Source organism: Solwaraspora sp. WMMA2101, assembly GCF_049179175.1.
Lineage (GTDB): Bacteria > Actinomycetota > Actinomycetes > Mycobacteriales > Micromonosporaceae > Micromonospora_E.
The window spans coordinates 6,308,240-6,328,904 of sequence record NZ_JBMHMA010000006.1; the positions used below are offsets into that span (position 1 = coordinate 6,308,240).

The 20,665-nt window shown below is 71.1% G+C and carries 17 protein-coding genes and 1 pseudogene; 7 read left to right on the plus strand and 11 right to left on the minus strand.

Annotated features, from left to right (window positions below):
* The first annotated feature begins 5 nt into the window (after positions 1 to 5).
* Entirely contained in the window at positions 6 to 1,361 is a 1,356-nt protein-coding gene (locus ACN28F_RS29795; protein WP_421360837.1) for a hypothetical protein, read from the plus strand.
* 67 nt (positions 1,362 to 1,428) lie between these two features.
* On the opposite strand, the gene ACN28F_RS29800 is transcribed toward ACN28F_RS29795, so the two are convergent.
* The 4 genes and pseudogenes from ACN28F_RS29800 to ACN28F_RS29815 form a co-directional block, all read right to left on the minus strand.
* A complete protein-coding gene (locus tag ACN28F_RS29800; protein ID WP_421360839.1) occupies positions 1,429 to 2,196 on the minus strand; it encodes a TIGR03089 family protein in 768 nt (255 codons plus the stop codon).
* Positions 2,197 to 2,323: 127 nt separating this feature from the next.
* Positions 2,324 to 3,070 (minus strand): annotated as a pseudogene (locus ACN28F_RS29805) (serine/threonine-protein kinase); the annotation flags it as partial.
* A 250-nt stretch (positions 3,071 to 3,320) separates the two neighbouring features.
* Positions 3,321 to 4,652, minus strand: coding sequence for a glycosyltransferase family 4 protein (locus ACN28F_RS29810; protein ID WP_289205759.1), 1,332 nt, complete (start codon positions 4,650 to 4,652; stop codon positions 3,321 to 3,323).
* Positions 4,653 to 4,802: 150 nt separating this feature from the next.
* Positions 4,803 to 6,734, minus strand: a complete 1,932-nt coding sequence (locus ACN28F_RS29815) for an amylo-alpha-1,6-glucosidase (RefSeq protein WP_421360841.1) — start codon at positions 6,732 to 6,734, stop codon at positions 4,803 to 4,805.
* A gap of 120 nt (positions 6,735 to 6,854) precedes the next feature.
* On the opposite strand from ACN28F_RS29815, the gene ACN28F_RS29820 reads away from it, so the two are divergent.
* Entirely contained in the window at positions 6,855 to 9,530 is a 2,676-nt protein-coding gene (locus tag ACN28F_RS29820; RefSeq protein WP_289205761.1) for an MGH1-like glycoside hydrolase domain-containing protein, read from the plus strand.
* Between the two features lie 66 nt (positions 9,531 to 9,596).
* Here ACN28F_RS29820 and ACN28F_RS29825 read toward each other — a convergent pair whose 3' ends face one another.
* Positions 9,597 to 10,832 carry an FAD-dependent oxidoreductase gene (locus tag ACN28F_RS29825; RefSeq protein WP_421360844.1) on the minus strand — a complete coding sequence of 412 codons (1,236 nt, stop codon included), beginning with the start codon at positions 10,830 to 10,832 and terminating at the stop codon, positions 9,597 to 9,599.
* A 291-nt stretch (positions 10,833 to 11,123) separates the two neighbouring features.
* Here ACN28F_RS29825 and ACN28F_RS29830 point away from each other — a divergent pair, with 291 nt between their 5' ends.
* Positions 11,124 to 12,125 carry a DUF4394 domain-containing protein gene (locus tag ACN28F_RS29830; protein WP_289205763.1) on the plus strand — a complete coding sequence of 334 codons (1,002 nt, stop codon included), beginning with the start codon at positions 11,124 to 11,126 and terminating at the stop codon, positions 12,123 to 12,125.
* A 103-nt stretch (positions 12,126 to 12,228) separates the two neighbouring features.
* Here ACN28F_RS29830 and ACN28F_RS29835 read toward each other — a convergent pair whose 3' ends face one another.
* From ACN28F_RS29835 to ACN28F_RS29845, 3 genes are all read right to left on the minus strand, one after another.
* Entirely contained in the window at positions 12,229 to 13,125 is an 897-nt protein-coding gene (locus ACN28F_RS29835; protein ID WP_421360846.1) for a nickel/cobalt transporter, read from the minus strand.
* Positions 13,122 to 13,784 carry a hypothetical protein gene (locus ACN28F_RS29840; RefSeq protein ID WP_289205765.1) on the minus strand — a complete coding sequence of 221 codons (663 nt, stop codon included), beginning with the start codon at positions 13,782 to 13,784 and terminating at the stop codon, positions 13,122 to 13,124. Before ACN28F_RS29840 ends, ACN28F_RS29835 begins: the two co-directional genes overlap by 4 nt.
* A gap of 92 nt (positions 13,785 to 13,876) precedes the next feature.
* Positions 13,877 to 15,535, minus strand: coding sequence for a fibronectin type III domain-containing protein (locus tag ACN28F_RS29845; protein ID WP_421360848.1), 1,659 nt, complete (start codon positions 15,533 to 15,535; stop codon positions 13,877 to 13,879).
* A 260-nt stretch (positions 15,536 to 15,795) separates the two neighbouring features.
* Between ACN28F_RS29845 and ACN28F_RS29850 the strand changes: the two genes are divergently transcribed.
* Positions 15,796 to 16,332, plus strand: a complete 537-nt coding sequence (locus ACN28F_RS29850; protein WP_421360850.1) for a hypothetical protein — start codon at positions 15,796 to 15,798, stop codon at positions 16,330 to 16,332.
* Positions 16,333 to 16,368: 36 nt separating this feature from the next.
* On the opposite strand, the gene ACN28F_RS29855 is transcribed toward ACN28F_RS29850, so the two are convergent.
* On the minus strand, positions 16,369 to 17,247 hold the full coding sequence (locus ACN28F_RS29855; RefSeq protein WP_289205768.1) for a CPBP family intramembrane glutamic endopeptidase: 879 nt from the start codon (positions 17,245 to 17,247) through the stop codon (positions 16,369 to 16,371).
* Between the two features lie 93 nt (positions 17,248 to 17,340).
* Here ACN28F_RS29855 and ACN28F_RS29860 point away from each other — a divergent pair, with 93 nt between their 5' ends.
* Genes ACN28F_RS29860 through ACN28F_RS29870 form a run of 3 tightly spaced genes read left to right on the plus strand, consistent with a single transcriptional unit; the run spans position 17,341 to position 19,723 of the window.
* Positions 17,341 to 17,901, plus strand: coding sequence for a thioredoxin family protein (locus ACN28F_RS29860; protein WP_289205769.1), 561 nt, complete (start codon positions 17,341 to 17,343; stop codon positions 17,899 to 17,901).
* A 31-nt stretch (positions 17,902 to 17,932) separates the two neighbouring features.
* On the plus strand, positions 17,933 to 18,688 hold the full coding sequence (locus ACN28F_RS29865) for an AMIN-like domain-containing (lipo)protein (protein ID WP_289205770.1): 756 nt from the start codon (positions 17,933 to 17,935) through the stop codon (positions 18,686 to 18,688).
* A gap of 15 nt (positions 18,689 to 18,703) precedes the next feature.
* Entirely contained in the window at positions 18,704 to 19,723 is a 1,020-nt protein-coding gene (locus tag ACN28F_RS29870; protein ID WP_289205771.1) for an FAD-dependent oxidoreductase, read from the plus strand.
* 12 nt (positions 19,724 to 19,735) lie between these two features.
* Here the strand turns inward: ACN28F_RS29870 and ACN28F_RS29875 are convergent, their stop codons facing one another.
* Positions 19,736 to 20,029, minus strand: a complete 294-nt coding sequence (locus ACN28F_RS29875; protein WP_289205772.1) for a hypothetical protein — start codon at positions 20,027 to 20,029, stop codon at positions 19,736 to 19,738.
* 56 nt (positions 20,030 to 20,085) lie between these two features.
* A complete protein-coding gene (locus tag ACN28F_RS29880; RefSeq protein WP_289205773.1) occupies positions 20,086 to 20,508 on the minus strand; it encodes a hypothetical protein in 423 nt (140 codons plus the stop codon).
* Positions 20,509 to 20,665 lie beyond the last annotated feature (157 nt).

Here is a 20,665-nt window from a genome sequence, read left to right on the forward strand (position 1 = left end):
TAATAATGCGCAGGTTCGTAGCCAACGGACAGATCAATCTTTCAGGCTCCAAGATCGGCGTCGGTTTGGACATGCGATCGGCAAAGATTTCGATGCCGGGTCGGGGAGCAAGGGCGGTTCTGGCGCGCCAGATGTCGATCGATGGCGACGGCAGAATGGCTGACGGTATGGAGGTCGACGGTGGTATTGATCTGACGGGCAGTCGGTTTGAAGGAGATCTGCTGCTCTGGGGATCTCGGTTTACTAAAGGTGGCTCAGGGATCGAGGCTGAGATTGCAGTGGATCTCACTCGTATCAAGGTCAATCAGAACCTGTGCATGACCGGCGGATTCCGCTCGGACGGTGCTGTGCACTTGACGGATGCAGAGGTTCTGGGCACTCTTCACAGTGCGGGAGGTCAGTTCGTTAATCCGGACGATACGGCGATTTTTGCCCCAGGTTTGAAGGTGCATCGAGATGTGAATTTCAATAAAGATGGAAGTGCGATCAGAGATGTGGAGTTTAGTTCTTTCTGTGCCGAAGGGAGGGTGATTCTGAATGGCGGGAAGATCGACGGTACCCTTGACCTGACCGGCGGGCAGTTTGTCAACCGGGACGACCAGGCGAAGGTCCTTGTCTGTCGATCAATGCGGATCGGAAAGCTGGCGATTGGTGAAGGATTCTATGCGCGCGGAGTGGTCGACCTGAGGCGGACCGCGGTAACCGGAAAAATCGAGGATCGCGACTGGAATCCGAAATCCAAATTCCTGGTAGAAGGGCTGTCCTACTCTGCCTTGTCGGATGAGGTGGCTGGCCGGGATATGTCGAAGGAGCGCCTCATTTGGCTTAAGCGTACCGGCCAAAGCTCTCCTCAGGTGTATAAACAGCTCGCGGACTACTACTTCTCCGAAGGGGACTCGGCTAACGCCCGGAAGGTCTTGTATCGAGGTCGAGATGCAAGGAGGCGTAAGCGCAACCGCGTGGTCCGTTTGCTGGAAGGGATCTTCTTGAGGTTCACTGTTGGCTACGGCTTCTATCCCTTCTGGGTCCTCTACTGGTTGGCGGCAATCGAGCTGGCTGGCTCGATATTTTTCCACTGGAGACGGGGTGATATCATCCTGAATCCGGGTTCCGCCGGTAATAGCGTCAATGCGCAAGGCGACATGGATGCGGATTTTTCTCCAGCATTCAACCCATTGATCTACACGGCGGACCTGTTGATGCCGGTCGTCAACCTCAATCAGCGGTCGATCTGGTTGGCTGAGGGTTCGGCTGAGGTAGTTTCGTCGCTGATTGTTGTAGCGGGTTGGGTGTTGCTTGGCGCGGTGATCACCGGGCTATCGGTAGCGATGAAACCGCGCAGCGGCGGCAAGGGGAACTGAGTGCCGTATCCGTCGCTGCGTATGCGACCGTCGATGCCGTAGCCATGGAACGTAGCGGAGCTGTCGGTCAGAGCACGCGGGTGACACCCTCGGTGCCGACACGTACGTCGAGCAGGTCCGGGTCCATGTTGACGCACAACACCACCGAGGCGCCGACCGTGAGCGGTGCCAGCAGCCAGAACAGCGGGTGCTCGTGCTGGTCGGCATCGACGAGCACCCGGTCACCGGCGGTGATGTCGTGCTGCTCGGCGATCCCCAGCGCGACCGTGCGCAACTGTGCGTAGCTGGTCCCGTCGACACTCGCCGGGTCACCGGGGCTGATCAGCGCGTACTGCGGGGCCAGGCCGGCGTACCGGGCCGCCTCGGCGAGGAAGTCCCGGTAGCCCTCCGGCGGTGGGGCGCCCGGCGTGGCCCGGGCACCGACGTCGAGCACGAACCGGTGCCGGGCCTCGGGTACGTCCTCCAACCAGTCGTCGACCCGGCCGCGCGCGGCGAACACCGCGTCCAGCGGCTCGTCCGCACCCGGCTCCAGCACCGGCAGGCCGGCGGTCGCGGCCAGCCGGATCGACACCGACACCCCGATCGACCAGGCGCCGAGCAGCACGGCGGCGCTCTGCCAGTGCGGTGGCAGCAGGATCGCCGCCCGGTCGCCGGCACCGAGGCGGCACCCGTCACGCAGCAGCGCCGCCGTCCGGGCCGACCACGCCCCGAGCGCCGTCGCCGACAACTCGGCGCGCTCCCCGGTCGCATCGTCGTAGCAGGTCAGCAGCGGTGCGCCGGCGTCAGCCGGCAGCCGGCGCCGACCCGGGGCACTGGCGAGAACGGATGCGTCCATCACAGACTCCACGGTCGGTGCGGGCTGGTCGCTGCCGACCCTACCGGGTAGAGGTGCCCGGCACCCGTAACCGCGAGGCTACGTGGCGCAGTAGCGGCCAGGTCGGCGTCACGGGCCGCTCCGGTACACCGACGACCCGGCGCAGCAGCCGGTCGGCCTCGTCGGCGTCGATCCGCCGACGCGGGTCGCGCCGGAGCAGCCCGGCCAGCACCGGCCGCAGCGGGCCGGCCCGGGGTGCCGGGTCGGGCGGGGCGGTGGCCAGCGCCGTCAGGGTCGCCATCGGAGTGGACCGGGCGTATGGGGCGTGGCCCTGCACGGCGGCGTACAGCGTCGCGCCGAGCGACCACAGGTCGGCGGCCACGCTCGACACGCCGTCGCGGGCCCGCTCCGGGGCGATGTACTGCGGTGAGCCGAGTACCAGCCCGGTGCGGGTGAGCGATCCTTCGTCGTCGAGGGTGGCCAGTCCGAAGTCGGTCAGCACCACCCGGCCGTCCTCGCCGATCAGCACGTTGTGCGGCTTGACGTCGCGGTGCAACACGCCGCCGGCGTGGGCGGCCCGCAGCGCGGCCAGCACCCGCCGGCCGATCGCCGCCACCCGTACCGGGGGTAGCGGGCCGTCCTCCGCGACGACCTGGTGCAGCGAGCGCGACCGGACGTACTCCATCACGATCAGCGGGCTGGCGCCGACGTTGCGGATGTCGTAGATGCGGACCACGTGCGGGTGGTTGAGCCGGGCGGCGCTGCGGGCCTCGCGCAGCGTACGGTGGCGCAACGCGTCGCGTTCGGCGTCGGTCAGCCCGGTCGGCGGGTGCAGCTCCTTCACCGCGACGTCCCGGTGCAGGGCCTCGTCGCGGGCCAGCCAGACGCGACCCATCCCGCCGCTACCGATCGGTCGGACCAGCCGGTAGCGGTCCGCGATCAGGTCCGGTCGCACGATCCGGTCTCCTAACGTCAACCCGCGACTACACAAGGTAGTCGCGGGTGTGACGTCGCTGTATCAGCTGGAAACCCGGCGAACTTCCACCGTTTCGCTCCGGCGGAATACCGTTTCGCTCACCCGGCCAGCCGGTTCGCGCAGGCCAGCGAGCTGATCGCGCGAACCGGCCACCGGACAGCGGTGCGGGCTACGACGCCGCCCCGGCGGCCGCGAGCAGGTTCCCCTCCGGCACGACGACCTTGCGGGCGTCCCCGGCCAGCTGGGCGGCGGCCCGCCGGGTGTTGAAGCCCGGTGCCTCCCGGACCGCGGTGGCGTACGTGGCGGCGGTCTGCGCGGCGATCGTCGACCAGCCGTACTTTCTGGTCACCTGCTGACGGGCGGACCGGGCCACCCGCCGGGCGAAGATCTCGTCGGACAGCAGCGCGTGCACCGCCTGCGCCAACCCGTGGGTGTCCTGTGGCCGGAACGTCGTACCGGTCACGCCCGGCTCGACGATCTCCGCCAGACCGCCGGTGGCCGACACCGCCAGCGGCGCGCCGGCCGACGCCGCCTCCAACGCCACCATGCCGAACGGTTCGTACAGGCTCGGTACGACCGTCGCGTCGGTGGCCCCCAGCAGCGCGGGCAGCTGCGACTCGGTCATGAAGCCGGCGAAGTCGATCAGGTCGGCGACGCCGAGCCGCTCGGCCTGCGCCTGCAGCTCACCCCGGTACGGGCCGTCGCCGGCGATCACCACCCGCATCCCGGGATGGCGTTGGCGCAGCCACGGCAGGGCGGCGATCAGGTGCTGCACGCCCTTCTCGTAGACCAGCCGACCGGCGAACCCGACCAGCGGCCCGTCCGCCGCGTACCGCTGCCGAGCCGCCGCGACCGCCCGCGCCGACGAACGCCACACCCGGTCGTTGACCCCGTTGGCGATCACGTCCACCCGCGACGCCGGCAGCTCCAGCAGGTGGCTGACCTCCCACCGCATGTACTCCGAGCAGGCGATCACCCGGCACGACTCGTGGCCCAGCCAGTGCTCGATGGAGTGGATTGACTTGTTCATCTCGTCGGGGAGCCAGCCCTGGTGGCGGCCGGCTTCGGTGGCGTGGATGGTGGCGACGAGGGGGATGTCGAGGTGTTCCTTGAGGGTGATGGCGGTGTGGGTGACGAGCCAGTCGTGGGCGTGGATGACGTCGTATTCGGCGGACTGGGTGGCGCGTAGGGCGGCGCGGGTGAGGGTGTGGTTGAAGGCCATGGTCCAGGCGAGGAGGCTGGGGGTGGCGAGGGGGAACAGGGGTGGGTCCTCGGCGGCGCGGATGATGCGGACGCCGTCGGCGTATTCCTCCAGGGGTGCGCCGGGGGCGTGGCGGGTGACGACGGTGACCTCGTGGCCGGCGTTGGCGAGGGCGACGGAGAGGGCGTGGACGTGTCGGCCGAGGCCGCCGACCAGTACCGGCGGGTACTCCCAGGACAGCATCAACACCCGCTGCGACCGTGGTGCACGGATGTCGATCACGTCGGCGGTAGGTGACATCGACAGACCCCCCTCAATATGGTCGGTGCCGGGCATGCGTGATCAAACACCATTAACGGGTGCTCACGCATCTTTGGGTTGCCGACAATCCTGCCGGCATCGGGATAACCAGGGAAGACATTCGCGTTGCGCTGATGTAACGACAGCGGATCAGTCGGGTCGCACCCGCAGGAGTTCGGCCACCGACCACGCCTGGAACGGGCAGCCCGTCGCGCCGTGCGGCGGATCCCCGTCAGCCGTTTCGCTGACCGAGCCCAGCCCGTACTCGCTCAGGTGCGCGGTCAACCCGGTGAACACGTCGGACACGTCCAACCCGGCCCGGCGGGCCGCCGACACGTACGGGCCGATCAGCCACGGCCAGACCGTCCCCTGGTGGTAGGCGCCGTCGCGGCGGGCCGGCCCACCCCGGTGCGCGCCCAGGTAGCCGGCCGAGTCCGGGGCCAGGCTGCGCAACCCCAGCGGCGTCAGCAGCGCCGCGCCGACCGCCCGCAGCGCCGCCGGATCCGGCTCCAACGGGGCGTACGGCAGCGACCAGGCGAGCAGCTGGTTGGGGCGCAACGCGTCGTCGTCGGCGTGCGAATCCCCGCCCAGCGGGTACTGCGCCGGAGTGTCCAGCACGTCGTAGAGCCACCCCGACGGGGCCGGATACCGGGACCGGAACGACTCGTACGCCTTCGGGTGGACGGTCGCCGCCGCCCCCGGGTCGCCCCCCACCAGCTGCGCCAGCTCCGCCACGACGGCCAGCCCGTTGACCCACAACGCGTTGACCTCGACCGGCTTGCCCTCCCGGGAGGTGATCGGCACCCCGTACACCCGGGCGTCCATCCAGGTCAACGCCTCACCGGCGGCACCGCCGGTGAGCAGCCCGTCGGAGTCGTCGACCCGGATGCCGTACCGGGTGCCGCGCAGGTGCGCCACCACCACCTCGCGCAGCGCCGGCAGCAGCTCGGCGGCCAGATCCAGGTCACTGGTCGCGGCGACGTGCCGGTCCACCGCGTGCAGGAACCACAGCGTGCCGTCGACGGTGTTGTACTCCACGTGCCCGGTGTCGGCGGTGTTCGCCAGCATCCCCTCCGACAGCGTCGCCGCGTAGCCGCGCAGCAGCTCACGGCCCTCGTCGGCGCGCCCGGTGGCCAGGAACAGCCCTTCGTAGGAGGTCATCGTGTCCCGCGACCAGGTGCCGAACCACGGGTAGCCGGCGACCACGTCCGGCCCGGTCGACGTGCGTACGACGAACGCGTCGGCGGCCAACGCCAGCGTGGCGTCCACCGCGTCGGCCGGCTTCGCCGCCGCCACCACCGCCCGGTGGCGGACCCGGGCGGCCTCGACGATCACCGCCGCCGGCTCCGGCCGTCGGTCCAGGTGCTCGGCCCAGGCGGTCACCTCGGCGGTGTCACCGGGGGAGTGCAGCGTGGCGGTGAAGCTGCCGGCGTACCACAGGTCCTCCTCGGCCAGCAGTCCGCGCGCCGCCTCCTCGCGGTGATGGACCCCGTCCCACCAGTTGCCCGCCGGCACCCAGTCCGGGCCGTGCAGCCGGAACGCCCCCTCGACGACCACCCCACCGTCGACGTTGTCCATCTTCGGCGGGGGAGCGTCGCCGTGCCGCTCGCCGTGCGCGTCCCGCCACGTGGTCACCGCCGACAGGGTCAACGTCACCGGGCCGCCGCTGACCAGCCGGTGGGTCACCGCCACACACGGCGAGCCGTGCGTCATCGCGACCTCGCGCTCGATCACCACGTCGCCGACCCGCCACCGCCAGCGCGGCACCCCGTCGGTCAGGTCGAACCGCTCCAACAGGGTGTGTCCGGGTGGGTCCACCACGCCGGAGGACCATTCGTGCACCCCGAGCCGGACCTGCGCGCCGGACGGCAACGTGACCGCCGGATCCAGGCTGACCAGCCCCACCCGCCGGGCCGCCGGAGTCGCCCCGGCCACCACCAGCAGACCGTGGTACCGCCGGGTCCGCAGCCCGTTGACCGTACCCATCGCGTAGCCGCCACGACCGTCGGTGACCAGCCACTCGCGGGCGGCCCCGGCGGTCAGATCGCCGCAGACCTGCGGTCCGAAGCTGATGTCGAGCAATTTTCCTCCAGGGCAGATCAACCGACGGACGGGGCTGTGGTGTCGGGCACCGACGCTGGTGCGCCGACAAGGTGACGGTCCGACAAGTGCCGGAAACACGTCCCAGGAAGAATGACCCTCATGGTCAACTCCAGGCGGACGTATCGTGATCCGGAGCGCACCCGATTGGCGGAAGCCGACGCGGGCGAGCAGCCGTGGCGGGCGTGGGGACCCTACGTGTCAGAACGGGCATGGGGCACGGTGCGGGAGGACTACAGCGAGCACGGTACGGCGTGGGACTACTTCCCGCATGATCATGCACGATCGCGGGCGTACCGCTGGAACGAGGATGGCATGGCCGGCGTCTGCGACGACCGGCAGACCTTCTGCTTTGGGCTGGCCCTGTGGAACGGGCAGGACCCGATCCTCAAGGAACGCATGTTCGGCCTCGGCGGCGACGGCGGCAACCACGGGGAGGACGCCAAGGACTACTGGTGGTACGAGGACTCCACCCCGACCCACTCCTGGATGCGCTGGCGCTACCACTACCCGCAGGCCGCCTTCCCCTACGATGACCTCGTCGCGGTCAACGGTATGCGCGGCCGCGACGAGACCGAGTATGAACTGGTCGACACCGGCGTGTTCGACGACGACCGGTACTGGGCGGTAACCGTCGACTACGCCAAGGCCGGACCGACCGACCTGTGCATCGAGATCACCGTCGCCAACCGGGGCGACACCGACGCCCGCCTGCACGTACTGCCCAGCCTGTGGTTCCGCAACACCTGGGCGTGGGGGCTGCCCGGCCGCGACCAGATCCCGGTGCTCACCGGCGAACGCGACCGGCTCGTCGGCCACCACTGGGTGCTCGGGCAGCTGGTGCTGCAGGGTGACGGCAACCCGACACCGCTGCTGTGCGACAACGACAGCAACGCCGAGCGGCTCTGGGGGCTGCCGTCGCGCACCCCGTACCCGAAGGACGGCATCAACGACCACGTCGTCGACGGCGCCGACACCGTCAACCCCGACCGGACCGGCACCAAGGGGGCGCTGTACTACGTCCTCGACGTACCCGCCGGCGGCGAGGACCGGATCCGGCTGCGGCTGACCCTGACCGCGCCCCCACCGGGCAACACCCCGCCGCCCCGGCTCAACCTCGGCGCCGGCCACGCCGCGACGCTGGCCGCCCGACAGGCCGAGGCCGACCGCTACTACGACACCGTGATCCCGGCCGCCGCCACCGACGACGAACGCCTCGTCGCCCGCCGGGCCCTGGCCGGCGTGCTCTGGGGCAAGCAGTTCTATCACTTCGACGTCGCCCAGTGGCTCGCCGGCGACCCGGCCAGCCCGCCGCCACCGGAAGGCCGCACCCACGGGCGCAACGCCGCCTGGTGGCACATGAACAGCTTCGACGTCATCTCCATGCCGGACCCGTGGGAATACCCCTGGTACGCCGCCTGGGACCTGGCGTTCCACTGCTCCACCCTGGCCCGGGTCGACCCCCAGTTCGCCAAGGACCAGCTGCTGTTGCTGCTGCGCGAGTGGTACATGCACCCCAACGGGCAGATCCCCGCGTACGAGTGGGCGTTCGCCGACGTCAACCCGCCGGTGCACGCCTGGGCCGCGCTGCGGGTGTTCGAGATCGACGGCCGGCGCGACTTCGAGTTCCTCGCCCGGATCATGCACAAGCTGCTGCTCAACTTCACCTGGTGGGTCAACCGCAAGGACATCAACGGCAACAACGTCTTCGAAGGCGGCTTCCTCGGGCTGGACAACGTCGGACCGTTCGACCGGTCGGCGGCGCTGCCGGTCGCCGGTGTCCTGGAACAGTCCGACGGCACCGGCTGGATGGCGACGTACGCGCTGAACATGCTCGACATGGCCCTCACCCTGGCCGTGCACGACCACACCTACACCGACATCGCCACCAAGTTCCTCGAACACTTCGCCTACATCGCGGCCGCCGCCTACGACCAGGGGCTGTGGGACGAGGAGGATTCGTTCTTCTACGACCAGCTGCGGCTGCCCGACGGTGACACCCTGCCGCTGAAGGTCCGTTCGGTCGTCGGCCTGCTGCCGCTGGCCGCCACCACCACCCTGCATTCGGGCACCATCGCCCGGCTCCCCGAGCTGGGCGCCCGGCTGCGCTGGTTCCTGACCAACAAGCCGGAGTACGCCGACGTGATCGGTGCCCGCCGGCTGGCCGGCGACGGCCGGCAGCACCGGCTGCTGTCGATGGTCGGCCCGGACCAGATCGTACGGATCCTCGCCCCGATGCTCGACGAGGAGGAGTTCCTCTCCCCGTACGGGCTGCGCACCCTGTCGCGGCGGCACCTCGACGAGCCGTTCACCGTCTCCCTCGGCGGGCAGGACTTCACCGTCGGCTACGAGCCGGCCGAGTCGGCCAGCGGCCTGTTCGGTGGCAACTCGAACTGGCGTGGCCCGATCTGGATGCCGACCAACTACCTGCTCGTCTGCGCGCTGCGCGACTTCGCCACGTTCTTCGGCGACGACCTGCTGATCGAGTACCCGACCCGGTCGGGCACCAAGCGCACCCTCAACGCCATCGCCGACGACCTGTCGCACCGGCTGATCTCGCTGTTCCTGCGCGACGGGTACGGCCGGCGGCCGATCTACGGGGCGGCGGAGAAGTTCCAGCAGCACCCCGACTGGCGGGACCTGATCGCCTTCCCGGAGTACTTCCACGGCGACAACGGTGCCGGACTGGGCGCCTGGCACCAGACCGGCTGGACGGCGCTGGTCGCCGACCTGATCCTCACCGTGCGCGCCGACCGCCCCGACGGCCCGCCCGACTGAGCCGACCGTCGGTCGGCGTCGGGCGATCCGGTGCCGGCCGACGCGGCCGTGGGCGTGGGCGACGGGTCAGGCGGATGTGGCCGGGCGGCGGGCGAAGGCCGGCGCGTGCTCGGGGCGCGGCCCGATGCCGATCAGGTAGGCCGGCAGCAGGGTCACCTGTGGCAGCCGGCGGGCCAGCGTGAGCACCGGTGCCGGTGGACCGGCCCGCCGACCGGCCAGGATCGGTTCCACCAGGTTGCGGTGCATCGCCCGCTGCACCGACTGGACAGCTGCCGTCGGCAGGGCCCGGCGGGCCCGGACCCGGTCCAGCTCGGCCGGGCTGACCCGACCCCGGCGCAGCGGCCCGGCCAGTCGGGTCGCCGCGGCGACCGCGTCGGCGACGGCCAGGTTGATCCCGACCCCACCGACCGGGCTCATCGCGTGTGCCGCGTCACCGATGCAGAGCAACCCGTCGAGGTGCCAGCGGCGCAGCCGGTTCACCCGTACGTCGAGGTGCTTGACGTCGTCCATGCCGGTCAGGGCGTCGACCCGGTGGGCGAGCCAGGGTGCGATCGCCGCCACGTCGCGCCGGAACGCCTCGACACCCCTGGCCCGCAGCTGCGCATCGACGCCCTTGCGGCCGACGTAGGCGATCTGCAGATGGCTGGTGCGGGGGATCACCACCAGGAACGCGCCCCGGCCGGCGGCCGGCAGCAGACCCGGCAGTTGCTCGCCGTCGTACCGGGGCAGCCGGAACCACCAGGCGTCGATCGGCACCGGAAACTCCCGTGGCCGCATCCCCGCCGCCCGTCGGACCGTCGACCACCGCCCGTCGCAGGCCACCGTCAACGCCGCGTGGATCTCGTCGGTACCGCCGTCGGCGGTCCGCACCCGCACCCCGGTGATCCGGTCGCCGTCACGCAGCACCCCGGTGACCTCGGTGCGCATCCGGATCGTGAACGTCGGCTCCTCGGTGGCGGCCTCGGTGAGCAGGTTGAGCAGGTCCCACTGCGGCACCATCGCGATGTACGGGTGCGGGGTCCGTAGGCGACGCAGGTCGCCGACGACGATCCGTCCACCGTCGCCGGTCGGGAAGGCGATCTGCTCGATCCGGCTCTGCGGCAGGGCTGCGAAGCGGGCGCCCAGGCCGAGCTCGTCGAGCAGCCGCAGGGTGGACGGGTGCACGGTGTCGCCCCGGAAGTCGCGGAGGAAGTCGGCGTGCTTCTCGCAGACGACGACCCGCACCCCGGCCCGGGCCAGCAGCAGCCCGAGCATCACCCCGGCGGGACCGCCGCCGGCGATGACACAGTCGGTGTCGTCCATGGACAGCCCTTCCGTCGATGCCGTCGACCGGGGCACTGGACCCGACGACCTGTCCATCGCATGTTTCCGCGTGCGGTCGGCGCGACGCAAGGGCGCGAAGTTGCGGCTGCGGGTAAGCGGGACCACTGGTGCCGGTAGCAGCTCAGGGTGCGCAGTGCGACCAGTGCTTCCCGATTCCTCCAATGGGCGAACTGGTGTTGTTCCAGTTACCTGGTGTTCTGCGAGATGTTCCCATCTTCCCAGGTCCGGGAGCCGGGCCGCCGTCACCACATCGGGAAGAAGAGGTATGACATGGCAAACAAGTTGCTCAACCGTGGCTTGGTGCTCGCGGGCCTCGCGGGCCTGGTCGGCGTGGCCGTGACCGTCACCACCACGCTCACGGCGGCGCCGGCCTTCTCCGACAGCGGAGCTGAGCCGCAGGTCGAGTCGGCGACCGGGCCTGACCGGTCCGGCTGCGCGGTGCAGCGAGGCGGCGCGGGCGGGGGTGCGAAGGACAGCGGTGGCAGGGACCACCACGGCAAGGACCACCACGGCAAGGGCGGGCTCATCTCGGTCGGGCTCACCGTCCACCAGAAACTGGTCATCTTCCATGTCGACGCCCCAGGAAAGGCACACGACATCGGCACGGTCGGCGGCGATCTTGAGGGTGACGACTACCTGCTCGGTATCGATTACCGGGTGCAGAACGGCGAACTGTACGGGGTCGGCAACGTCGGCGGCATCTACCTGCTGGACCTGTGCGCCGTCACCGCGGAGAAGGTGAGTCAGCTCAGCGTCGCACTGGAGGGCAAGTACTTCGGTGTCGACTTCAACCCGGCCGCGGACCGGCTGCGGGTCATCAGCGACGCGGGCCAGAACCTGCGCCACGACGTCAACCCGGGCGGCTCCACGGTTGTCGACGGCACTCTGACCTACCCGCCGGCGCCGGAGACCGCGACCGGACTGTCCGGTGCCGCGTACACCAACAACGATCTCGACCCGGCGACGGCCACGACCCTGTTCGACCTCGACACCAACCTCGACCAGATCGCGCTCCAGTCTCCGGCCAACTCGGGCCAGCTCGCCGCCACCGGCGCGCTCGGCGTCGAACCTCACCCGAACGCCGGCTTCGACATCTACAGCACGGTGCGGGACGGCCGTACGGTCGCCGTGCAGGGCTTCGCCGCCATGGACGCCAACGGTCACAGCAGCCTTTACAAGATCAACATTCTGACCGGTGCGGCCGAGAAAGCCGGCGACTTCCCGAAGAAGTACCACGTCACCGACCTGGCCCTGCCACTGAACCAGCTCTGACCTGCCAACTGACCCAGGTGCAGCCGCCCGGGTAGTCGCCAGCCGTGGCGGCCACCCGGGCACCCTGCTGCCTGGTGGCCGCAGCGGCGCGGCGGGATGCTGGTCAGCCCGCCAGCGTCCGGGCGGCGATCACCAGGTAGATCGCGCCGCCACCGGCCACGGCGAGGCCGGCGATCAACGGCATCCGGGCTACCAACGCCCGGACCGGAGCCCAACCACCGCCGCGTCCCGACAGTGTGGACCAGCCCCGGATGGTGAGCGCGCCGACCGCGGTCAGCGTGGCGGCCATCCCGACGCCGAAGGCGCCGACGAGCACGATCGCGTCGAACGCCCGCCCGGTGAGCAGGCCGCTGACCAGCACCAGGAACGCCGAGGGTGACGGGAGCAACCCGCCGGAGAGGCCGATGGCGACCAGCCCGCGTCGTGACCACGGATCGGTCAGGGCCACCTCGTCGTGGTGATGGTGGTGGTGCGCCACCGGCCGGGCCCGTACCGCCACCGACCCGGCGCCGTCGTGCCGGGTCTCCAGCGGATGATCGTGGTGACGGTGCGCGCCCCCGTGGTCGTGGTGGTGGTCGCCGTGGTCGTGGTCGTGGTCGTGGTCGCCATGCTGATGGTCGTGGTCGTGGTCGTGGCCGCGCAGCTGCCGGTACGCCAGGTGCAGGCCCACCCCGATCACCACCAGCCCGGCCAGCACCTGCATCCAGGCGGTGATCCGTTCGGTGCCCACGCTCGCGACGCCGCTCAGCCCGACCCAGCCGATCGCCAGAACCAGCACCGACACGGTGTGCATCAGCGCCACGATCACCCCCAGCCGCAGCGCGTCGCGGTACCGTCCCCGGGTGCCGACCAGGTACGCGGCGGTGATGCTCTTGCCGTGACCGGGCGCGACGGCGTGCGCGGCGCCGACGCCGAGGGCGACCAGCAGCGCCAGCCAGAAGACGGCACCGCTGTCGAACATCTCGATCAGCCGCGCCTCGAAACCACTGATCCCGGTCACCGGGTCCTCCTTCCGCGTAGCGTCCGCCACGCGATCAACACGGCCGTACCGCCGGCGGCGGCCAGGCCGGCGGCCACGGCCCACACCGTCGCCAGCGGGCCGGTGGTGCCACCGTCGGTCAGCGACACCCGGTGGGTGGTCCGCGTCGCGGTGAACAACGCCTGCGCCGGGACCATCGCGGTGTCGGCGGTGAGCACCGTCCGGTACGCGGTGTGCAGGTCGGTCAACGCGTCGAGGCGCACCTCTACGTCGGTCACCGGCAGCGGGCAGTCGAACCGCAGCCGGGCACCGTGGCGCAGCAGGTCCGCCAGCGGCAGGACGGTCGGCGCGCAGGGCTCACCGGCCTGCCGTACCGCGATCCGTTCGGTCAGGTAGTCCCGGACCTGCGCGGAACGGGCGAGCTTCTGTTCGCCGGTCAGCGTGGTGTCCACCGGACCCGTGGTCGGATCCTCGAACGCCCCCAGCGACTGACCCAACGCCACCCAGTCGTCCTCGGCGGCCTGCCAGGTGATCTCCACCTCGGTGCCGTCGACGTCGATGCGGGCGGTGGCCGGCGGGCCGAACGGGTGGGCGGCGGCCGGCGTCGTGGTGGCGGCCTGCGGCACCGGGACGAGCAGTGCGCTCGCCGCGACGGCCAGCAGGGTACGGCGGAGTTTCACGATCGACTCCCTGTCCCAGGTACGGTCCCGCCGGACGTTCGGCCGAGGCGGCCGGCCGGCGGCACCGTACCCGGGCGGTTGGCGGGTGGTGCCTACTTGGTGACGGTGATCAGCGGGCTGGTGATCTGCTGGTTCTCGCTGACCAGGTTGATGTGGTGGGTGCTGCCGTTCTTCGCCGTCGACGGGATCGCGAACCGCTGCTCGACGCGGCCGAGTTCGTCGGCGACCAGGTTCATCACGAAGACGCCGTTACGGCCGTCGGCGGCCTTGGTGTTGCGCAAGTAGACGGCGATCTTCTCGTCCGGGTCGTACCCGGCGGCCGAGATGGTGACCAGGCCCTCCATCGGCAGCGTGGTGCGGTCGACGCGGACCTGCTCGCCGGTGGTGTTCTCCGGCGTGCGGATCTCGTTGACGGTGCGCTCCCCGGCGGCGTTCTTGCGGATCAGGAACCCGTCGTGGTGCTCGCCGTTGGCGTACCGGGCCTCGAAGCGGATGCTGTCCGCCTCGACGTCGATCATCTGGTACAGCTGGGTGTTCTGCGAGCTGCTGACCACCTCGGCACCGTTGCCGGTCCAGTTGGTCCCGCCGTTGAGGGTGTACATCTTGCCGCCGGAGACGGACACGACGTAGACCACGCCGTTGTGCACGGCGGCGGACTCGCGCGCGGTGGCCACGTTGCCCCGGCCGTACGAGTGGTCGTGGCCCTGCAGCACCAGGTCCACGCCGTAGCGTTCCAGCAGCGGGCCCCACTGGGCGCGGACGTTGGGGTTGTTGCGGCTACCGGTGGTCGAGTAGACCGGGTGGTGGAAGGTGACGACCGTCCACTTGTGCGGGTTGCTGGACAGCACCTGCTCCAGCCACGCGGTCTGCGCGGCCATCAACGTGGCGTTGCTCTGGTGGTTGGTGTCCAGACCGATGAACCGCACACCCTGGTAGTCCAGGTAGTACGCGGTCTGCTTGAGCTCCTCGTTGCCCGGGCCGTTGTCCGGGTACGGGAACTGCGGCCGCCAGAACGTCGACAGGCCACCGCTGTACTCGTGGTTGCCGGGGATGGAGATGCTGGCGACCTGCTGGTTGATGAAGCCGTCGGCCTTGTGCCACTGGCCCCACTGCTCTTCGCTGTTGGCGTTGTCGATCAGGTCGCCGGCGTTGACGACCAACTTGGCCTCGGGACGGTCGGCGAACGCCTGGCGGAACACCCGCGGCACCGCGCTGTCGAGGTTGTTCTGCGCGTCGCCGTAGTAGATGAACGAGAACGGGTCGAAACCGTCGGCAGCGGTGGTGAAGTCGATCCACTCGCTCCAGTTGGTGCCGTCGCCGACCCGGTAGGTGTAGCGGGTGTCCGGCTTCAGCCCGGTGAACTCCACCTCGTGGTAGGTCGAGGCGTAGCCCAGGGTGGTGTTGACGGCGCTGGTGTTGCGCGCCATCACCCGGGTGACGGTGGCGTCGGCGGCCGGTACGCCGCCGACCAGGGCACGTGGGGCCTCGAGGATCTCGGCCTGCGCCCAGTCGGCGGGCGCGTCGGCCCGCCAGGTCACCTTCTGCGAGGTGGCCGGGGTGGTGGTGGGGATGAGCATGATCCGGTCCGGGACCGGGGTCGGCTTGTGGATCTCGGCGGCCGGGTAGCGGGCGGGCGGTGCGTCACCGATCGCCGGGCTGACCGCGAAGCCGCCGATCAGCGTGGCGGCCGCACCGGCAGCAACCAGCTGCGCGGTCCGGGACCGGCTGGTCAGGGCTCGTCTGACGGACACGAGTGAGGTCCCCCTCAGGATCTCGGCTGACCCGCCACCGGATGTGTGGCGGGACCACCGCATTGATTCGTGGCCCGGCGACCGGCGACCGACACGGCGGTGACCTGGGGATGAACTCATGATCGACTAGCTGGGGAGGTAACCGACGGGTCGCCCCGCAGCCACCCGCCCGACGGCCGCCGTTGGGCCACTGTCCGGTTCCCGCTGCCTACGATCTGTGCTGCCCGACCCGTCGAGCGAATCGCAGGTGACCAGCGAAGATGACGGCCCGCGCAACCCGCCGTACCGCATCGGCGACCAACCCTGGACGGTGGCCGCAGCCGACCCGCACGGCCGCCGTGGCCGTCGTCGCGATCGCCGCGTCGCTGAGCCTGACCACCGCGCAGCCCCACTCGGGCGCCCAGGTCAAGGACGACCGGTTCCTCACCGCACAGACACCCGGGGTGCTGCATATCGAGGCCGGCGAGTGTTTCAGCGATCCGTTCTGGTATCCCCGGGCCGGTGAGGTCGTCGTCATATACACGCCGTGTGACCAGCCGCCGGTGGACAACCAGGTGTACGGGTTCGTCGACGCGCCGGACGGACCGTGGGACGCCGACCGTCTCGCCGAGTTCGGTGACCGCCGCTGCGCCGAGGGCTTCGCCCACTACTGGCCCGACGACACCCGGCCCGACCTGGACCACTACCCGGTGCTGCCGACCGCGCAGACCTGGGCCGACGGCGACCGCACGGTGATGTGCGTGGTCTACGACCGCTCCGGCCCGATGGCCGGCTCCGCACTACCCCGGGCCCGGTGATCCTGGGCGCCGCGCCGCCGACGGTGCCGCTGGGCGTCAGCCGACGAGGACCGGGAGCAGGGTGAGCGAGTTGACCGCGCCGTGCACCGCGACGATCGCCCAGATGTTGCGGTACCGCGACCACAGGTAGCCGAGGAACAGGCCGAGTCCGCCGTTGAACATCAGCACCACGGCGACGGTGTCGCCCGCCGGCCCGTCCCCGAGCCGGTGGGTGTGCATCGCCGCGTACAGCAGCGCGGTCGCGGTGATCGCCGGCCAGTGGCCGTACAGCGCCTCCCACCGGGTCTGCAGCAGCAGCCGGTAGAAGACCTCCTCCAGCACGCTCGCGGTGAGGAAGGTCAGCACCATCGCCGTGACCAGCACCGCCGGGTCGTACGCGCGGTAGCCGGACAGGTCGGCCGGGCCGGCCAGCGGGCTGTAGTAGGCCAGCCACGCCCAGGCGGCGACCGCCGGCACCGGGCCCGGCCAGTACCAGCGCGCCGGTAGGGCCCGCCGGTGCTCCCGACCGCCCGGCGGCGGCGCCGGCCAGGCCCGCACCACCCACCACGCGCCGCCGAGCAGCAGCGCGACCTTCACCGGCCCGTACCAGACACTGCCGGGGCCGAGCAGCAGTGCCGCCACGGCGAACGCCACCGCGATCGCGGCCAGGCCGAGCGCCTGCCGGGCGATGGCCGCCCTCGCGTCGGCGGGTGCCGGCCGCATCGTCGGCAGCCGCGGCGGCACCAGCCTGGTCAGCGCGATCCCGACGGCCAGCGGCAGCAGCACCGCGAGGACCGGCACCGGTGAGGCCTCGGCGTCCGCCGAGGTCGTCACCTCGGTACGGCCGGTCGCCAGCAGCCACAGTGGTGCGCCGCCGATCACCGCCAGACCCAGCCCGGTCACCAGGTGGCGCGGGGTCACGGCGCGCAGCGTCATGGGCCCGAGGGTAGCCAGCGGGCGCACCCCGCCGTCTGCGGCAGGGTCCCGTCGTCCCGGCTGCGGCCGGCCCGCACGGGTAGGGTGACCGGCATGGCTGTCACCTCCGAAATGGTGCCGCTGGGCACCCCGGCCCCCGATTTCGCGCTCACCGACCTCGCCGGCCAGGTGGTCCGGCGCGACGACTTCGCCGAGGCGCCGGCCCTGCTCGTCGCGTTCGTCTGCAACCACTGCCCCTACGTGCAGCACATCGAGGCGGTGCTGGGCACGGTGCTCGCCGACTTCCCGTCGTTGGCCGTGGTCGGCATCTGCACCAACGACGCCGACGCCTATCCCGACGACGCCCCGGCGAAGCTCGCCGAGCAGGCCGGGCGGGCCGGTTGGCGGTTCCCGTACCTGGTGGACGCCACCCAGCAGGTCGGCCGCGCCTACCGGGCGGTGTGCACTCCGGACTTCTTCCTGTACGGCGCCGACCGGACCCTGGCCTACCGCGGTGCGTTCGACGATTCGACGCCGGGCAACGGCAAGCCGGTGACCGGTGCCGCGCTGCGGGCCGCGATCGAGGCGGTGCTCGCCGGCGCGGCGGTGCCCGAGCCGCACCAACCCAGCATGGGCTGCTCGATCAAGTGGCGGGCGGAGGCCGGGCACCGGTAAACCCCGGCCGCTCCCCGCGCGTCAACCGGCCATGAGCCGTCTGCGCGCACCGATGATTGTCTGTCTCGTCGCCGCCCTGTTGGCCCTCGCCGGCTGTGGTGGAGCCACCGGGCAGGAGGCCGCCGACCGGACCGGACCACCGCCGAGCTGGTCCTGGCAGGACAGTGGACCACCACGGGACGGCTCCCGGCCGCCGGACCGACCCGCCGGACCGGAGGTGGAGTTGACCAGTGCCGGTCCGGACAGTCCGAGTGCGACGACCACCGACGTCTATCGCACCCGGTACGGCTGGGCGGTGCCGACCGCGCCGGTCGTCGTCGGTCACGAGGTGCGGCCACCGGTGGCCCGGTGGCCGCAGCCGCCGTTGCCGTACCTGGTCGAGATCGACGCGGCGGCGCACCCGGCGGTCGACCCGGCCTTCAGCCGGGTGACCTTCGCCTTCCGGTCCGGCTTCCCGTCGTACGAGGTCGGATACGTGCCGACGGTCGTCCTCGACGGCAGCGGTGACCCGCTCGACCTGCCGGGCAACTGCTACCTGCAGGTCCGGTTCGTCACCGCCCAGGCCCACGACGAGCAGGGGCGGGTGTCGGTACGCCGGTCGCCCCGGCCGGAACTGGGGCTCGGTAGCCTACGGGGGTACGGATTCGCCGGTGACTTCGAGGGCCGGGTCACCTACGGTCTGGGTGTCCAGGTGGCTGGCGACTCCGACCACCCGCCGGCGGTACGGATCGCCGAACGCACCCGCGACGGTCTGTACGTCGTCGCGGTGGACGTCGCCCATGGCTGATCGGAAGGTGGGCAGGTGGCCGACGTGGTGGTGGTCGGTGCGGGGATCATCGGGCTGACCTGCGCGCTGCGGTTGCAGCAGCGCGGCCTGCGGGTCACCGTGGTGTACGCCGAACCGCCCGCCCGGACGGTCTCCGCGCTGGCCGCCGCCGTCTGGTACCCGACCCGCACCGACGCCGCACCGGCCGTGCTCGACCAGGCCGGCCGCACCTTCGAGGTGTTCGCCGGACAGGCCGGCGAGCGGGTGCCCGGTGTGACGATGCGACCCACCCGGATGCTGCTGCGGGCCGGGGTCGACGGACCGCCGTGGTGGTCGCCGGCCGTGCCGGACCTGCGGTACTGCGCCGTGGTGGCGGCGTCCGACCCGGCACCGGCGGCGCCTGACCCGGTGGCGCCGGCGCCACCGACCGGTGCTGGCCCGGTGGTCGCCGAGTGGCGCTGCACCGTGCCGGCGGTGGAGATGCGCCCGTACCTCGACTGGCTCGTCGATCGGCTCGTCGCCGGTGGGGCCGTGCTGCGGCAGCGTCGACTGGCGACGCTGGCGCAGGCGGCGCAGTTCGCGCCGGTCGTGGTGAACGCGTCCGGGCTGGCCGCCGGGGTCCTCACCGACGACCCGGCGGTGCACCCGGTACGGGGGCAGGTCGTGGTGGTCGCGAATCCGGGCGTCACCACGTCGGTACGCGACGAGGCGCACCCGGACGGGCCGACGTACGTCCACCCCCGCGCCCACGACGTGGTCCTCGGCGGCACTTTCGAGCCCGACGCGGACGCCGCGCCGCCCGATCCGGCGACCAGCCGGGCGATCCGCCAGCGGTGTGTCGCGTTGGTCCCGCAGCTGTCCGGTGCCCCGGTGCACGGCGAGTACGTCGGGCTGCGTCCGGCCCGCCGCGGTGGTGCCCGCGTCGGCGTCGATCCCGACCCGCCGCCCGGCGTCACCCGGCTGGTGCACTGCTACGGCCACGGCGGAGCCGGGATGACGTTGAGCTGGGGCTGCGCCGATCAGGTCGCCGCGCATGTCACCGGTCAGGTCGGCTGACCCCACCTGCGGTCAGGCCGGCTGGCCCTGCACGATCGCGGCGGCGAGCCGGCAGAACTGCGCCATGTCCGGTTGGAAGCTGACGGCGATGTCCGGATGCAGCGCGGCACGGGTCTCCTCGAGAAGCCACTGGCACACCTGCTGCTCCGGCTCACCGGCGTACCGCTCCCGGACCCGTTCGGAGGCCAGCTGGACCGCCGAGGTCAACTGCTTCTCCAACGGATCGTGCAGGTGCCGGGTAGGCGCCGGCAGACTGGCGGGGTCCAGCTTCACCTGCGGCTGGGGTACGACCCGAGACTCGGACATGGCGCTCCCTTCCGGCGTTGCGGTACCCGCGACACACCGGCCGGCAAACCTGCCTGCTAGTCGAGCGCGGCCACCTTGACCTGGTACGACGGCTCGTCGGCCGGCTCCTCCCGGTAGTTGATCTGCTGGATCTGCCGGTCGTCGACAAACAACGCCACGTCGACGAGGACCCCGAGGTGGGCGACCGAGCCGGGCGGCACCCGATGCTTGTCCTGCAGCACGTCGCCGATGCCGCAGAGGAAGTTCGTCGCCTCACCGAGGTGCTGCTCGGGCGGTCGCCGTACCACGACTCCCAGTGCGACCGGCGCGGTCAGCGGGGTCCAGCCGGTGCGCTGGGCGGCGTCGCATGCGGCGGTGAGCAGTGTCCGTACCCGGGTGGCCTGCCGGCTGCCGGCGGTGAAGATCGACAGGGCGGGGCTGCGCAGCGGTGGCAGGCCGGGGACCTCGAACGTCAACACGGGCGCCGCGGGGTCGCGCATGGCGTACCTCCTTGATGGACAGACGGTGCGGTCCGCGTCGGTCCGGCGGACAGCCGCCGGGCCGGCGTGTGTCGACGTCGCCGGCGACCAGGCTGTAACGAAAACTACCCACTTCGTTAACGCCTCGCCCAGGGTCCGTTCGTTCACAATCCCGGAT

Coding starts and splice junctions, on each gene's coding strand:
- ACN28F_RS29795 (WP_421360837.1), top strand. CDS start 6: ATGCGCAGGTTCGTAGCCAACGGACAGATCAATCTTTCAGGCTCCAAG.
- ACN28F_RS29800 (WP_421360839.1), bottom strand. CDS start 2,196: ATGGACGCATCCGTTCTCGCCAGTGCCCCGGGTCGGCGCCGGCTGCCG.
- ACN28F_RS29810 (WP_289205759.1), bottom strand. CDS start 4,652: ATGTCACCTACCGCCGACGTGATCGACATCCGTGCACCACGGTCGCAG.
- ACN28F_RS29820 (WP_289205761.1), top strand. CDS start 6,855: ATGGTCAACTCCAGGCGGACGTATCGTGATCCGGAGCGCACCCGATTG.
- ACN28F_RS29825 (WP_421360844.1), bottom strand. CDS start 10,832: ATGGACGACACCGACTGTGTCATCGCCGGCGGCGGTCCCGCCGGGGTG.
- ACN28F_RS29830 (WP_289205763.1), top strand. CDS start 11,124: ATGGCAAACAAGTTGCTCAACCGTGGCTTGGTGCTCGCGGGCCTCGCG.
- ACN28F_RS29850 (WP_421360850.1), top strand. CDS start 15,796: ATGACGGCCCGCGCAACCCGCCGTACCGCATCGGCGACCAACCCTGGA.
- ACN28F_RS29855 (WP_289205768.1), bottom strand. CDS start 17,247: ATGACGCTGCGCGCCGTGACCCCGCGCCACCTGGTGACCGGGCTGGGT.
- ACN28F_RS29860 (WP_289205769.1), top strand. CDS start 17,341: ATGGCTGTCACCTCCGAAATGGTGCCGCTGGGCACCCCGGCCCCCGAT.
- ACN28F_RS29865 (WP_289205770.1), top strand. CDS start 17,933: ATGAGCCGTCTGCGCGCACCGATGATTGTCTGTCTCGTCGCCGCCCTG.
- ACN28F_RS29875 (WP_289205772.1), bottom strand. CDS start 20,029: ATGTCCGAGTCTCGGGTCGTACCCCAGCCGCAGGTGAAGCTGGACCCC.
- ACN28F_RS29880 (WP_289205773.1), bottom strand. CDS start 20,508: ATGCGCGACCCCGCGGCGCCCGTGTTGACGTTCGAGGTCCCCGGCCTG.